Origin of the sequence: Leptospira biflexa serovar Patoc strain 'Patoc 1 (Paris)' (genome assembly GCF_000017685.1) — a bacterium.
GTDB lineage: Bacteria > Spirochaetota > Leptospiria > Leptospirales > Leptospiraceae > Leptospira_A > Leptospira_A biflexa.
In genome coordinates this window covers 2,906,148-2,920,000 of sequence record NC_010602.1, presented here as the reverse complement: position 1 = coordinate 2,920,000, position 13,853 = coordinate 2,906,148, and the positions used below count along the sequence as shown (strand labels likewise).

The following is a 13,853-nucleotide window of genomic DNA, read 5'->3' as shown; positions in this document are numbered from 1 at the left end:
TTCGGAACTCTTAAACAAAAGTGGAATCAAAACGGATGTCATTCACGGCAACAAAAGTCAATCTGCTAGACAAAGAGCCTTAGAAGATTTTCGTTCAGGAAAAAACAGAGCTCTTGTGGCAACTGATTTGGCTGCCAGAGGAATCGACATCGATGACATCACACATGTCATTAATTATGAAATTCCTTATGTTCCTGAAACCTATGTACACCGAATTGGACGTACAGCACGTGCAGGGAAAAATGGAATCGCCATTGCCATCGCAGAGGCAGACGAAAGATCACTGATCAAAGACATTGAAAAAGTGATTGGAATCTCGATCCCAGTGGATCGGGACCATCCTTACCATGCAGCGCGGGTGGAATCGCATACAGGCAAGGCTCCCAAACTCCATGGATCTGGAGGTGGCGGCAATCGAGGCCAAAGACGCCCTACGCAATCGGGAGATAGTTCTTCTGGCAGAAACAGAAACTCACAGCAGAACTCCAAACAAAACTCAAATAGGAGTCAAGGGCAATCGGAAAAAAGAAAACCAAGTGATTCAGGCTATAAGTCTGAGCCTAAAAAATCATCTCCTAGTGCAAAAAAATCACCGAGAGCCAAAAAGTCACGATATAGGTAGTGCGATATTCGAACCTGATCCTTACGAACGTTAGGTTGGTAACTGATTGGTTGGGGGTAGTCAGTCGGGGCGAATGGCTTAGCACGGACACTTGCTGAATCTAACATGGAACTTAAAAATTGCCTGTGTAAAGTGCTCCACCAATGGTAAGACCATTGATTGTATTGAAATCAAAGATCGGAGTATTGTTGTCAAAATACAAACCAGAAGGGCAATCGAATAACTGGTTATTGTTAAAACTGATGGGACTATTATACGTTGGAGCTGTAATGCCTGCTTCGTACATACAAAATCGATTTGTTCCGCCGGATGTGAAGAGTCGGTTGGAAGAATAATTTCCACGGCTCGTGCCGTTTCCAGCCCCATTGTAGATTGCGATACTCAAATTTCCCGATCCTCCATTAATGAAATTGTTCGTTAAAGTGACGTTAGACGGAAAACTCGAATTCAATCCATATGATATACTTCCTGTTTTTCCAGAAATGACATTGTTCGAAATGATAGGGTTATTGTTTTGTGGACCAGAATACAACGCATGATCAGAACCAGCAGCCGATCCTCCCGAAATTGTATTGTTTGTAATTGTGGGAGAGGAAGAATTTTCGATGAAGATCCCAAATGTATCGAGAGCATCCCCTGCTTGAATGTTATAATTATCGATGATATTGGGTGAAGCACCAGAAATCCGAATTCCAATTGAATACCCAGAACCAGTCGAAGCAGTTCCACCTAACATCCGATTCCTCGAAATGATAGGCGAACCTCCATTACAAAAAAAGGCAGTGCTTTGGATGGTTGCAGGATCATTTGCACTTTGGACTGTAAAACCATCAAAATAGGTTGCCACACTGACTGCAGGACCCGCAACAATGGCAATCAAATCAGATCCTGTTCTCGAATCAAATATACGAGTAGTGCTCGCCGATAGATCCCGATTGAGAAAATCTTGACTAAACCCTCCGTAAAGAGAGATTCCTTCCATTAACGACAAACTTGCTGTTAGTGGATATTCTCCAGCAGAGACAAGAATCGCAGCAGGTGATACGGAACCACTGATAGCAGATAAGATTGATTGTTTTGGATTCGTTGGAGTTGTTCCCAGATTTCCATCATTTCCAAATACACTAACGTAATAAAGATTTGTGTTTGTGGATACAACTGTGTAATTTCCCGTGATCGTCTGCATTTGATTTCCATTCGAATCCTTAGCATCCATTGTAAAGGTGATGATTCCTAATGGATGGTTTCCCGTGAGAGTCACAGTGTCATTCGATTGGAATGTATCGGACCAAACCGTTGTTAAGGAAGAGCCTAAAATCGCCGAAAAACTTTCCGGATCCATACTTCGATTAAAGACAACGTGAATTTGAGAATCTGTTCTGATGAGATTTCCAAGCGTTGGAGTCATTCTTGCTCCTATGGAAGAAGGACCAAGGAAAAATGGAAGGTATTTCAAATATTCATCTTTTTTTCCTTGTCCATCAAGTTCCAATACTTCTCTAACAATTGGATTGTATAGACAGTTTGCTTGAAAAAAGAGAGTGATCAATAAAAGGAACAGGAACGAGCGATTCATTAAATTATTTCCTATTTTTGCAGAGTTACCATTCTGATACGAAATATTTGATGTCGTCAATCGAAATCATCAAATACAACCAAATCAAATTCAAACGATTTGAAGCGTATCAATTGATGATCATGATATTTGCAACTAAAAAGGATTCGAAATTCGACCAAAAAAGGACACTTTTACCACCTAACGAGATTAAGCAATTATAGGTGGCTTGGAATCAATGTTTGTTTTGTTTTTCTTTGGGCGCACATTTCCGGCTTTTCGCTCCAATCTTTGCTTACGCAAAGGATTTCCGCTGCAATCCGGGGCGCAGGAAAATTGGTATCCAATGAGAATGGCATCTAAAATAATAACCAACAAATGAAATGCCTTCTACGTGTTACAGTCCTTTCACTTTGTCTAACAACCATTTTGTGTTCGAGCCTACCTCATAACAAAAACCCAACGGTGAGAGGGTGTGACCTCCGGTTCCAACTCACCAACATTCAAACCAGTGGCGAACCAAGTCACCGTCTTACTTTTAATGATAAAAGAATCAAAGTGAGTAAAATCATTTATGATGATCTTTCGCCTGTTTCCGATGATTGGATTCGTACTAAAAAAAATGGAAAATTTGGATTCATTGACTTAGATGAAAAGGAAGTAATGGATTTTGAATTTTCTTTTATAGGAGATTTCCATGAAGGTTATGTTGTATTTCGGGAAGGTGATGATCGAAAAGATCCGCGGGGATTTTTAAACAAAAATGGCGATTTGTTAGGTGGAAAGTATTATGACATGACCTACAACTTTCAAAATGGTGTGGCGGGAGTCGAAATCAATAAAAAATACGGATTAATTGATCGCAACGGAAAAATTGTCGTACCCATCCAATACGATTTTATCACAGGGTTTTTTAATGGTTGGGCTGTCTTTAAACGGGAAGAACACCAAGGACTCATCAACGCGAAAGGCCAAGAAAAAAAGTTTATCCATGAAAAATATGATCTGCGTGGTTATTTTTATGAAGGTACAATCGTATTCAAACATTATCAGAAAATGGGAATTATGGATTCTAACTTCAATGTAATCATACCACCCATTTATGAATACCTGGGAAATTTCAAAGAGGGACTCGTTCGTTTTGAACAAGGAAAAAAATGGGGATTTTTGGATCAAAACGGAAAGGTTGTCATTGAAGCAAAATTTGATTCGGAATATGACTTTAGCGAAGGTTTTGCGAGCGTTACTATTGGTGATAAAGTTGGGATCATCAATCGAAATGGTGAATATTTAGTGGAACCTAAATTTTCTCATATTTCCTCCTTCCATGAGGGTCTTGCAGTTGTAGAAGATGGTGGAAAACGTGGGTTTATCGCTACCAATGCAGAATGGGTAATCCCTCCTTTGTTTGAGAAACTTGACCAATTCAAAGATGGAGTGTTTACGTTTGTGATCAAGGATAAGTGGGGATTTGTCAATTTAAGGGGATGTAAAAACAAATGAAACAACAGTATTGGATATTCGTTCCTCTCATCTTAACGTCTTTCTTATTTGCAAATCCTAAAAAAAAGGTAGAATTAAAATCATTGGGTTTGTCCATTGAAAAACCTGATACTTGGGAAGATGTAACAGATGAGGAGTTTCGAGATAGTAAAAATCAATTACATTTGGAATCGAAGACATTTACAAAACTATTACATGAAAATAATGAACTTCCTTTGTTTTCCATTCGGAAGGGCGACCCAGAGATTGATCAATATTTAACTATCATCAATATCAAAGCTCTAAAATCAGAATTAGAGTTTCATAATATACCAGTGGATCTTCGAACCTATTTGTTCCGAGTGTCCATGGCTCTTAAAAAATTTGAATACCTAATCGAACCTAAAGCAGTTCGGATCAATGGAAATTTAGCTGGATTTGCTCTTTTTTCCCATATCATTATGGACGAAGATCAAAACGAAACCCAGGTGGTTTCTGCGATTTGGATTTTTCCAAGGAAAGGTTATTTTTACATGATTGGATCCGGAATGGTTCAAAATGATTTTGAACCTATCTTGGAAGAGGTAAAACAAATCGTGAGCAGTTTTAAGATTTCAAAATAGAGGAAATGGCTTCATTCTCTATTCTTTTTTTTTGTTTCACCTAACAGAGGTAAAGACTTTAAAAAAATACTCACATAAATTGTCCACTTCTACTACATTGAAAATTCCAATTGTGTTGCTACAAATTGGAAGGTACTTTTCCCATATCTTTTTTGGATTTCGTGGAGGTTCTCTAAGAACAAAACAAATGGTTTTTGGTCGATTGGAATCTTTACATTCAAATCGATTTTGTTTGTTTCTTCTTCTTTTGTTTCTGGTAAAATGAGAATCCCTGATTTTGTTCGAAAGGGATGGTTGCCGATCGCGACTGCTTTTGATTTGTAGGTGCGTGAGTAGGAGTCGGCAAGGAGCGCTAAAGATACTTCATCGATGCCTTCGTAAAGATTCATTCCAATGGTTTCGTAATTCCAAACAAAAGTTAGGTTTTTTGCGGCAGTTAGATAATGTTTCCAAGTGAAATCAAACTCTTCTGAATTGTGGTTTGCAGACCAGTTGGGTATGCCAAATTCCTCTGCCACTCTTTTGGCCTTTTTTTGATCTGCTAAAAATTCGATGATCGCAATGGATATAGGAAGGGATGCGGTGACTCCCGTTGTCGTAATGATATTTTGGTCTTGGACATACCTTCTGTTTTGAGTCCATTTTGTATCAGTAAATTGGTTTTTCAGACCATCCATAGAATACCAATGGCCTGTTGCGTTTTTATCTTTCAAAAGACCTGCATGTCCTAAAGTCCAGACTCCATCACAAATTCCGACGATCGTTGCCCCTCGTTTTGATTGGTTTTGGATCCATTGAATGATCGTTTTATTTTTTGCATTATGAATGGCAGGCACAATGACAAGGTCAGCACCTTCAGGGTGTAAGGAATCAAAATCATCCAATGAAGTTTCGATTTCCAGAGAGAGAGCAGGAAACAAATTCATAATACCTCGATTTGGTGCCAAAGCGTGGATCTTCACAATACCAGAACGTTTTAAGATTCCAAAAGGGATTAAAAAATCAGTAAGTTCCGTATATTGATTCTCTCCAATGACAGCGACAATCGGTTTTTTATGCTTCTCTTTAATGGGTATGTTTTCTAATTCTTTTTTGATTTTAGGATTCGATTCTGGATAAAGCGAAAGAGTCAAGAGGCACACCACCAAACAAATGACAGAAAGGAATGAAATGAATTTCGCTCTCTTATGAATGGGAAGGAATTGACTTTTTTGTTTCATTGGAATTTGGTTCATGCAAAGAGTATCTTTCAAATTTTGAAATTTGTCGTCCGTTTGGATACAGATGGAACAAATTTACCTAAGATTCGATTAAAAAAATAGACAATCTTCTTTTCGATTCCTGTATAGTGTTATGAATTTGATTCCAATTGTAGGGGCGGTGGTATCTTTTTTATTGGCCATTTCGTATTGGATTGAATCGATTCAGAAAGAGATTGGAAAAAACAAAAACTATTTTCAATTGGTTTTCCATGATTCGCCACCTATATTTTTATTTCTCTCTGTGACGGTTTTGTTACTTCATATCTATTGTGAATTGACAAACCAAATTCATTCCATTCCATTTTTCTATGGAATTCATGTTCCGAGTATTTTTCTCATAGGACCTCTTAGTTATCTTTTTTTTGAAGAAATGAGTGGCGAAACTTTTTTTAAAATCCGATTTTTACATTTTATCCCAAGCATTTGGTGTCTCTTTTTGGTTTATAGTTTTAAACCAGATGGATATCAGCTTTCTACTTTGACCTCTGATCATCCGAATCTAAAATCTTTTACTGATTGGATCAACTTTCTCCTAGGGTTCGGAGTTGTATCGATTTTGATTTATATTCTGATGATATTGGTTCGGGTACTCCGTTGGAAATTGCAATCGAAGGGAAAAATCGAATCTTCATTCCACCCATTTTTATTTTTACTGATTTATTCCCTTTTTGTAATAGTTTTGTTTGTTTTGGCTCAATTGGCTTTTATGGATCTTTTTTTACCTGCTTGTTTTGCATTCACCTTACTTTTGGTTACGTTACTGATCGTAAGAATGAATTTTAGAGATTACCTAGGTCATTTTAAAGCAGAAATACGTGATGCACGTTATAAAGAAAGTAGGTTGAAGGGAGTTGATATTCCTATGGTTTTACAACGTATGGAAGAATTAATGAAATTGGATCGACTGTATTTGAATGATCGATTGACATTAACAAGTTTGGCAAAACGATTAGAAATCAATACTCATCAACTTTCAGAGATATTAAATACGAAGTTAGGTTGTTCTTTTCGTAATTATATCAATCAATTCCGATTGTTGGAAGCAGAGAAAATGCTTTTGGAAAAACGTGAGATGACAATTCTAAATATCATCTATGCTTCTGGATTTAATTCTAAATCATCGTTTCATAAACTCTTTCAAGATCGGTATGGAGTTTCTCCTCAAATCTATCGATCAAAATCCAAATGAAAATGTGTGAATCCATCCTTCGGGTCTTGGATTCCCATCTAACGTTAGGGATACGCAGGGTTTAGTCGCCTGCCATCGTTAGATGGCTGGGGACGGAAGCGTAAGCGGACCCCGGAGTAGCCCGACCCAGATTGGATGTTTTTCTGAAACAAAATCCAATTGGGAACGCCCAAATGGAAAATTGTTTTTTTTAACAGAGCCAAAATGGGAAGGAATGAAAAAATATAATATGACATTGTAGGTTATTATAAATTCAATTCACCTACAACTTTGAATCTTCGAGATTAATCTTCTTTACTTGCTAGAATTTCTTGGATGACTTTTTTTAAGTTTTCAGGCATTTGTGCTTTGAGTGCGGGAGCTAGTTTCCCTGGATTTGATAAGGCCATCATGGCATTGATATTTTTGGGACATTCTTCGTCACAAGAACCATTGATGGTTGCTGATGCTAATTCATATCCTAATCGACTCCCGATATATTTTCCAAGTCGATCTCCATTGATCTCTCGGAAACGAATCACAATTTTTGTTGTCTGTTCAAAAGATTGTTTTTTAAGTTTTTCTGACGTGTATTCCGATTCATTACTCAGCATGTATGTTGTGGCAGGGATGAATTCAATTCCAATCTTTGCTCCCGTTTTTCCGAAGTCATATGTGTAAACGGTTTGACCCAAGATTTCTTGGGGAGTGGTTTTAGGTTCGAGAAATTTAACTGCGGGTAGTTCCTTTTGAGCCAATTGTTTGAACATTGGAAAAAATTCGTCGAACTCCGCTATGTTTTTGGAAGCGATGCTCCTTGTTGCTTTATAGGTTAAGGCGGGCTTCGCTTCGACAAGGTTCACAAAGACGGCAATGGTTTCCTTCTTTTCAATTGATGTTTTTACTGGTAACAAACTGGTAGCGCAGTTGTATGTCGTCGCTAATAAAAATGTGATCACACAGAGGATTTGTTTTGGTTTTTGGAGTTTTTTGGGTTTAAAAGTTTGGGCATTCATCAATTTATTTCCTAATTTAGTTTTGGTAGAATACAATACCCAATTTAGGAAGTGAAATCGTCTGGAATCATGAATTGATACGTATTTTTTGAATTGCTACAAAATTTTAATTCTATACCGTCGAAAGAGTTCTACAACTTCCCAAAATACTTCCGAAGATTGTTTTTTTAAAAGAGTCAATACCAAAAGGAGCGCACGTTCCGTACCGGCTATGTCTTTGTATGCAAGATAAAATGCAATCAGATCCAATGAGAATTTGAGTTTGGTTTTGTCTGGTTGTTTTGATTTCCATTCCTTCCAGAATTTTGTACGTTGGATCCGAAATCGAACTTTGATGAATTCAAATAAAAAAGGGAATACCTCTTTGAATTGGAGAGAATTCCATATGGTTTTTATGGTCTGCCATTGGATCTTATAGGCGAGGGGAACTCGATTCAGTTTCTTTGGCATATTAGCTGTGGGTCGGATTCGTAAAGACCTATTCTGCTACTATAATCATAAAAATCAGTTAGGTTTGTTTTTATCGATGAACTTAAGGAATTCAGGAGATTGATTCCATTCTTTATAAAATTGACCATCTCCTTCATTGTCATAAAGGATTCGAATGTCATAATGAAGTTCTAGTGCTTTCTTTAGTAATTCAAAAGTTTGCACTTTGTCTTTTTTTGTCATATAATGATAAATGGCAAGGTTAGCATAAGGATATGGGGAACCTGGATCACAATCCCTCGCTTTTTCTAATTCGATTTTTGCTTTTTCCCATTCAGATCTTAAGAGATGGACCCAACCAAGATTGTTATAAGACATACAACTTTGGGAATTGTGTTGGATTGATTTTTTAAGATCTAACAAAGCCAAATCGAATTTTTTTAATTTCGTGTATACGACTGCTCTGTCGAAATAAGCTAGGTATCCATTTGGATTGACTTGGATTGCTTTTTCAAAATCGATTAAACTTTTTTCATAATCACCGAATAGCGTGTATGCATATCCTCTGTTGATCAATAGATGATGGTTATTTGGTTCTAAGTTTAGGCCAGAGGTAAACGAAGTAGTCGCTTTTTTGTAGTAACCATCTTTCAGTAATTTGTAACCGTGATTGGAAAAACAATACACTTTATCGTATGCATTTTTGCATAAATTTGGATCTAAAGCATCAAAGTGATCATCTGGTTTTGCATTAGAGGAATGGAATTGGTCGCTGATTCCATAGGTGAATGGAGAATTTGACAAAAAACCACTGAACATATAACCTTTAAAATCTTTGTACTTTACTTCTACCCATTTGGCTCGGATGTTTTCGATTGTATCTTCAACATCAGTATATTTAAGAATGATGATTTCTTTTCCAAATGGCACTAAGGTGATTTTAGGATAAATTTTACCTGGCTTTTCTCGGAGGAATAATCCTGATTTTGCCGTGACATACGCAATACTGTCATTCGGTTCCGATTTTTTTAAACCCAAAGAACTACAATGGAGTAGTAATGTGGAAAAAAGAAAGAAAATTAGGAATCCAAGTGATCGTCTTACGTCCATTTTGGTTTTCATATGAGCTTCAAAGTTTTGATTCCAGTCAAAAAAATGTCAAGATTGAATCGGCGCGCCAAATGGATTTATCGCAACCGAATCAAATTATTTTTTTGATGGCTGAAACAAGAGATATGCGACAAAAATGATGACCAGTACGGAATCAAAAACCAAAGCCAATCCAGATTTTGCAAAATAAGCTTGTCCATACACTAAATTTAAGAACACAAACGTACTTTTACTGATGGATGCTGCAACTAACACTAAATTGCGATTTGGTTCATTATAAGCACCGTAAACTAACATTCCACCGATTAATGCGATGAGAGCTCCCCAATTTCGTACAATGATATTTGCTAAATTCCCATCCAATGATTCGCCGAATGTTAAACTGAGTCCTAAAGACGGATGTAATGCGGATAAAATCATAGAGCAAGTAATGATACCCGATCCCAACATAATCCATTTTATATTTGAAAAAATAAGATTCATTTCAATTACCTCGTTGCTAAAGAGAGCAGAAGAACTCAATTAAGCGAGAATTATTTTTAAAAATCGTGAAGATTTATTACCGATTGGGTGAACTGAGGTATGAGGCGTTCTCCTTTAATCTCTACCGTTTCTTTTTGTATCGTTTGAGAAGGAGAACAAGATCATCTGTTTCAGGGGAATCATAATAGGCATTGATAAAATCAAAAATAGTTTTTCCTTCATTATCTTTAACATAAAGATCAGCACCATTTTCCAATAGAATTTGAACTAATATTAAGTTCTGAGTTCTCGCTTCCACAAGTAAACGAAGGATGGATCTTCCCAATTGATCTTTTGCATTTACATCCGCACCTTTTTTGATTGTGTATCGAATGATGTCTAAATTCGGTTCTTCTCTTGTGGTCAAATGCATCAAAGCAGAATAATGGTTTTTGTCTTTTGCATTGATAGCAACACCACGCTCAATCAAAAGTTGGACGAGTTTAAAATTAGTTGGTTTAAAAGCACAAGCGATGGTTAGTAAGGTATCACCTGTTTTTGGATTCTGTAGGTTCAATCCATGGTCTAACATCATTTTGATGAGATCAAATTGATTGTTTTTGATTGCGGAAAGCGCCGCGGGCCTTCCTTGAAAATTCGAAACATTCACATTGGCATTCTTTGTGATCAGGAAACGAGCTATGTTGATTCGATTCAATTCGATCGCATAAAATAATGCTGTTGCTCCTTTGGTGTCTATCGTTTCCAAATGAACTCCACTTTCCACGAGGGATTTGGTTTTTTCGTAATCGGACTGGATGACTGCTTTGTGTAATTCAGGTAAGGACTGGTGGGTTTGGTATTCTTGGATGTTTTTTTTTGTTTCGGCATAACCTCTTTTTATGCCATCGATGATGAGAACAGGTGAAAGTAAGATATAATGATACCATTCTAGTTTGACCATGTCTTTGCTTTGGCTAAAGAGTAGCTTTGGGTGAATGCAGAGGAGAATCAAAAATACAGGCAACTGGATTTTTTTAAATATTAGGAATGGTTTCATCGTTGGAACTTTCATATCGAGTATACTCTTATAACAAGAATGAATTGAAAAAAGCAGAAACCTTTTCTTTGATGTTTTTGATGATTTTATCTAAGAAAGTCCCAATCAAAAAGATCATAATACTCCAAATGAATGATTGAATCGGTTTGGCCCAAAGTTCAGAAAAAGTATTGATGATCGCATAACTAGGTTGGTTGGGAAGATAGTATAAAGGGACTGATTGGCCAATTTGGTATTCCTTACCTACTTCACCTAAAATTTCGCCATGAATTTCATTGGTCTCTCCATTGATTTGGTATTGGATGATTGGTCTTAGAATGTAGTGACTTGTACCATAACGTTTGCCGCTGGTTTGAGTGCTGTAGTCTAATTCTTTATAAGAAGTTACCACCTTACCGTTAATTTTCTCTCCATCGCGAATGGTGAAAATCCTTCCTAAAACGTAATAAGACGAAGATAAAAAAATGTACAGAGCAAGGATTTGTAAGAATCGAGAAACTATTTTCGTTTTCATATAAATAGAAAATCTAAACTTTTTTTGAACTTATATTCAATCAAAAAATAAATCCTTTCATCTCAAAAATACTTGAGACAATCGAGTGAGTCCGATATGATTCAGATTGTGCAACTCATCATCATGATCTTTTTGTATTTATCTTGCGGAGGTTCTTCATTTGAATCTAATTACCTTCCAGAATCTTTACCTTCTGAAGATTCGATCAAAGAAACACTTTCTTCGGATGTGCACCTCTCTCAATTAAACGAGAAGGCCCATTCCCTTGGAAAAAATTTACAAGAGTGGAAAGAATCTGAAAAATCTTTAGTTTCCGATCAGGAAATTAATACATACTGGCAGCGGGAAAAAGTTCGATTGCGAAATTCCATCCCAGATACAGATGCAATCGATCGTTTGCGAGAATCCATTCGCATGAGAATTGTTTGGAGTCGAATCTTTCACAAAACAAATATTAATATCAAACAAAAACCAATATACCAATCAAAATCAAATTTGTTGACTCAATTGGATGTACAATATTCACCTCAATTCGGAAACAAAAAAGCAAAATGGGTAATTGTGGAATGGAGTGATTATCTTTGTGGGTTTTGTAAAAAAACCTTTCCGCACACAAAGAATCTCTTATTAAAATACAAAACACAAATTCATTACATCCATAAAGACTTCCCTTTGGATGGAGAATCGGATCAAAGTTTGATTCCATTAGTTGTATCGCGGTGCTTATGGGAAAAGGATCCAACACAGTTTTCTCTTCATATGCAATTATTATATGCACATGCCAATCATTTAGCCAAAGGCGAAGCTATTTCTTCAAACAATTGGAATTATTTTACTGAATGTATCTCCCAAACATCTAACGCTCGCTATCGAAACTTAGTGGAAGCGGATTGGGAGGAGGCTAAAAAATTAGGTGTCAGTTCCGTCCCCACATTTTGGGTGAATGGAAGATGGATTTTAGGAGCCCTAGATGCAGAAACTTGGGAAAGAGTCTTGGAAGACACAAAACCTTAAAAAAATTCCTTGCGTTTTTCCGTACATTCGGTTCATTAAATGCACATTTTAAAGGACCAACAATGAAAATCAAATCCAACCTACTTTTAGTTTTGATCCTATTGACAGCATTTGTTGTCAATTGTGGGAAAAAACTTCATTTTTCAATGGTGACTTCTACTTCCATGGAGAATGGACTTCCCTTTCTCCTGTTAGATGGAAGTGAATGGAAAGCGGAACCGGGTGCTGAATTTGTCAAAGTACATTTTTATGCAGACAATGCTTTTCCTTTGACCAAGGTTTCGATTGAATCATGTGGTGGCCAGTTCAAAGATCGGATCGCAGCGTATGTTAACTTTGATGAAGTGTATGCGAGTACGGACATTGAAAAATCGAATTCAGAAGTTTTATTTGATCCAGTTGTGCAAGCGCGTTCGGTGACATTGAATTTTCAAAGGAATCAGAATATTTGTCTAAAATCTGTAAAGTTTTACGATGAAAGCAAAAAAGCATATCGAACCTTCACTCCTGAAGTCATTTCGGGTTCTGTCACTGCTTCTGAGACCGCATCTCCGGAACCAACTTATTCTGTTATGAATCTCTTTGATTCCAAGTATGAAAACGGATATGCTTCCGTGAAAGGTGGAGTTGGAGTTTCGTTTAACTTTAATTTTGCGAAATCTAAAAAGATATCAGTAATCAAAATTTGGAACGGTTATCAAAGATCAGATGTTCACTGCATCAAAAATGGTAGGGTAAAATCTTTTTTAATCACTGGCGATGATGGTTATTCCGCAAAAATCAATGTGGAGGATACAATGGGAAGCCAAGAGATCCAACTTCCAACGACATTCCAAGGCAAAAATCTAACCATGAAAGTGGAAGAGATTTATCCAGGATATTCGGAAAAAGGAATTGTACTATCAGAGCTTCGATTTGGGCATGATGGGGATTGGTTTGTTTTGGACACTCTCCCTAAATCAAAAGACACAGCTTCTAAAAATTTTGAATCTTTTACAAAAGCATCTCTCCGGATGGTATTGAATCGTGGATTGACAGGAAGGGAAGTGTATGCAGTGTCAGGTGACGAAGTTGTCACAGACCAACCTGCGGGAGCTGAGAACCAAGTCCCTATTGAAGAGAATATGGATCCACCTACATCTTCTGATTGGACCATTCGATTCAGGTCGGACGGAACCTTCTTTTTAGAAGGTTCAACCGCAAGAACCAATTATGATGCGGGTGAAGAAAGTTCGAATCGTTTTTATGGACTTGGTAATTATGAAGTAAAAGAAATGACTCCTGGCAAAATTCAACTTCGCATCTTTGGATTTTTAAGGAAACAAACATTCACAAACTTTTTAGATTACGGTGGTGGCGATTGTAATGGATGTGGTAGGGATTGTAATATGGTAAAAAATCCTGACCCAAACAATACTGAGAAAATATTCCAAGAATTTGTTACCTTACAAATCAAAGGAAAACAGTTTTATCTCATCAATTCTAAAAAAACAAATAACTTAGATTTTTCAACGTTAGAACTGAATTTAGAGTAAA

15 protein-coding genes (1 of these 15 only partly in view) are annotated in these 13,853 nt (G+C 36.8%); 7 read left to right on the top strand and 8 right to left on the bottom strand.

The window, feature by feature from the left end:
* On the top strand, positions 1–622 hold the end of the coding sequence (locus LEPBI_RS13870) for a DEAD/DEAH box helicase (RefSeq protein ID WP_012389761.1). Its footprint begins 794 nt before the window's first position; the window shows 622 of its 1,416 coding nt (coding positions 795–1,416); the start codon falls outside the window, past its left edge; it ends in the stop codon at positions 620–622.
* A 112-nt stretch (positions 623–734) separates the two neighbouring features.
* On the opposite strand, the gene LEPBI_RS13865 is transcribed toward LEPBI_RS13870, so the two are convergent.
* Positions 735–2,198 carry a right-handed parallel beta-helix repeat-containing protein gene (locus LEPBI_RS13865; RefSeq protein ID WP_012389760.1) on the bottom strand — a complete coding sequence of 488 codons (1,464 nt, stop codon included), beginning with the start codon at positions 2,196–2,198 and terminating at the stop codon, positions 735–737.
* A gap of 50 nt (positions 2,199–2,248) precedes the next feature.
* Here LEPBI_RS13865 and LEPBI_RS19150 point away from each other — a divergent pair, with 50 nt between their 5' ends.
* The 3 genes from LEPBI_RS19150 (at position 2,249) to LEPBI_RS13855 (ending at position 4,282) form a co-directional block, all read left to right on the top strand.
* A complete protein-coding gene (locus tag LEPBI_RS19150) occupies positions 2,249–2,401 on the top strand; it encodes a hypothetical protein (protein ID WP_167530801.1) in 153 nt (50 codons plus the stop codon).
* 154 nt (positions 2,402–2,555) lie between these two features.
* Positions 2,556–3,680 (top strand): WG repeat-containing protein, encoded by a 1,125-nt coding sequence (locus LEPBI_RS13860; protein WP_012389759.1) that lies wholly within the window; start codon positions 2,556–2,558, stop codon positions 3,678–3,680.
* A complete protein-coding gene (locus LEPBI_RS13855) occupies positions 3,677–4,282 on the top strand; it encodes a hypothetical protein (protein ID WP_012389758.1) in 606 nt (201 codons plus the stop codon). Before LEPBI_RS13860 ends, LEPBI_RS13855 begins: the two co-directional genes overlap by 4 nt.
* Before the next feature lie 92 nt (positions 4,283–4,374).
* On the opposite strand, the gene LEPBI_RS13850 is transcribed toward LEPBI_RS13855, so the two are convergent.
* On the bottom strand, positions 4,375–5,502 hold the full coding sequence (locus tag LEPBI_RS13850) for a DJ-1/PfpI family protein (protein ID WP_012389757.1): 1,128 nt from the start codon (positions 5,500–5,502) through the stop codon (positions 4,375–4,377).
* 133 nt (positions 5,503–5,635) lie between these two features.
* Between LEPBI_RS13850 and LEPBI_RS13845 the strand changes: the two genes are divergently transcribed.
* The gene (locus LEPBI_RS13845; protein WP_012389755.1) at positions 5,636–6,733 is read left to right on the top strand and encodes an AraC family transcriptional regulator; all 1,098 of its coding nucleotides are present in this window, start codon (positions 5,636–5,638) and stop codon (positions 6,731–6,733) included.
* Between the two features lie 284 nt (positions 6,734–7,017).
* Here the strand turns inward: LEPBI_RS13845 and LEPBI_RS13840 are convergent, their stop codons facing one another.
* The 6 genes from LEPBI_RS13840 to LEPBI_RS13815 all read right to left on the bottom strand — a co-directional run bounded on the left by LEPBI_RS13840 (position 7,018) and on the right by LEPBI_RS13815 (position 11,303).
* On the bottom strand, positions 7,018–7,728 hold the full coding sequence (locus tag LEPBI_RS13840) for a hypothetical protein (RefSeq protein ID WP_226992796.1): 711 nt from the start codon (positions 7,726–7,728) through the stop codon (positions 7,018–7,020).
* 96 nt (positions 7,729–7,824) lie between these two features.
* Positions 7,825–8,178: a hypothetical protein gene (locus LEPBI_RS13835; RefSeq protein WP_012389753.1), complete on the bottom strand. Its 354-nt coding sequence runs from the start codon at positions 8,176–8,178 to the stop codon at positions 7,825–7,827.
* Positions 8,179–8,232: 54 nt separating this feature from the next.
* The gene (locus LEPBI_RS13830) at positions 8,233–9,279 is read right to left on the bottom strand and encodes an SH3 domain-containing protein (protein ID WP_012389752.1); all 1,047 of its coding nucleotides are present in this window, start codon (positions 9,277–9,279) and stop codon (positions 8,233–8,235) included.
* Positions 9,280–9,363: 84 nt separating this feature from the next.
* Complete coding sequence (locus LEPBI_RS13825) at positions 9,364–9,750, bottom strand: hypothetical protein (protein WP_012389751.1); 387 nt, start codon at positions 9,748–9,750, stop codon at positions 9,364–9,366.
* Between the two features lie 121 nt (positions 9,751–9,871).
* The gene (locus tag LEPBI_RS13820; RefSeq protein ID WP_012389750.1) at positions 9,872–10,804 is read right to left on the bottom strand and encodes an ankyrin repeat domain-containing protein; all 933 of its coding nucleotides are present in this window, start codon (positions 10,802–10,804) and stop codon (positions 9,872–9,874) included.
* A 13-nt stretch (positions 10,805–10,817) separates the two neighbouring features.
* Entirely contained in the window at positions 10,818–11,303 is a 486-nt protein-coding gene (locus tag LEPBI_RS13815; protein ID WP_012389749.1) for a DUF3592 domain-containing protein, read from the bottom strand.
* Between the two features lie 96 nt (positions 11,304–11,399).
* Between LEPBI_RS13815 and LEPBI_RS13810 the strand changes: the two genes are divergently transcribed.
* A complete protein-coding gene (locus LEPBI_RS13810; RefSeq protein ID WP_012476394.1) occupies positions 11,400–12,317 on the top strand; it encodes a thioredoxin domain-containing protein in 918 nt (305 codons plus the stop codon).
* Positions 12,318–12,379: 62 nt separating this feature from the next.
* Positions 12,380–13,852, top strand: coding sequence for an NADase-type glycan-binding domain-containing protein (locus LEPBI_RS13805; protein ID WP_012389747.1), 1,473 nt, complete (start codon positions 12,380–12,382; stop codon positions 13,850–13,852).
* Position 13,853 lies beyond the last annotated feature (1 nt).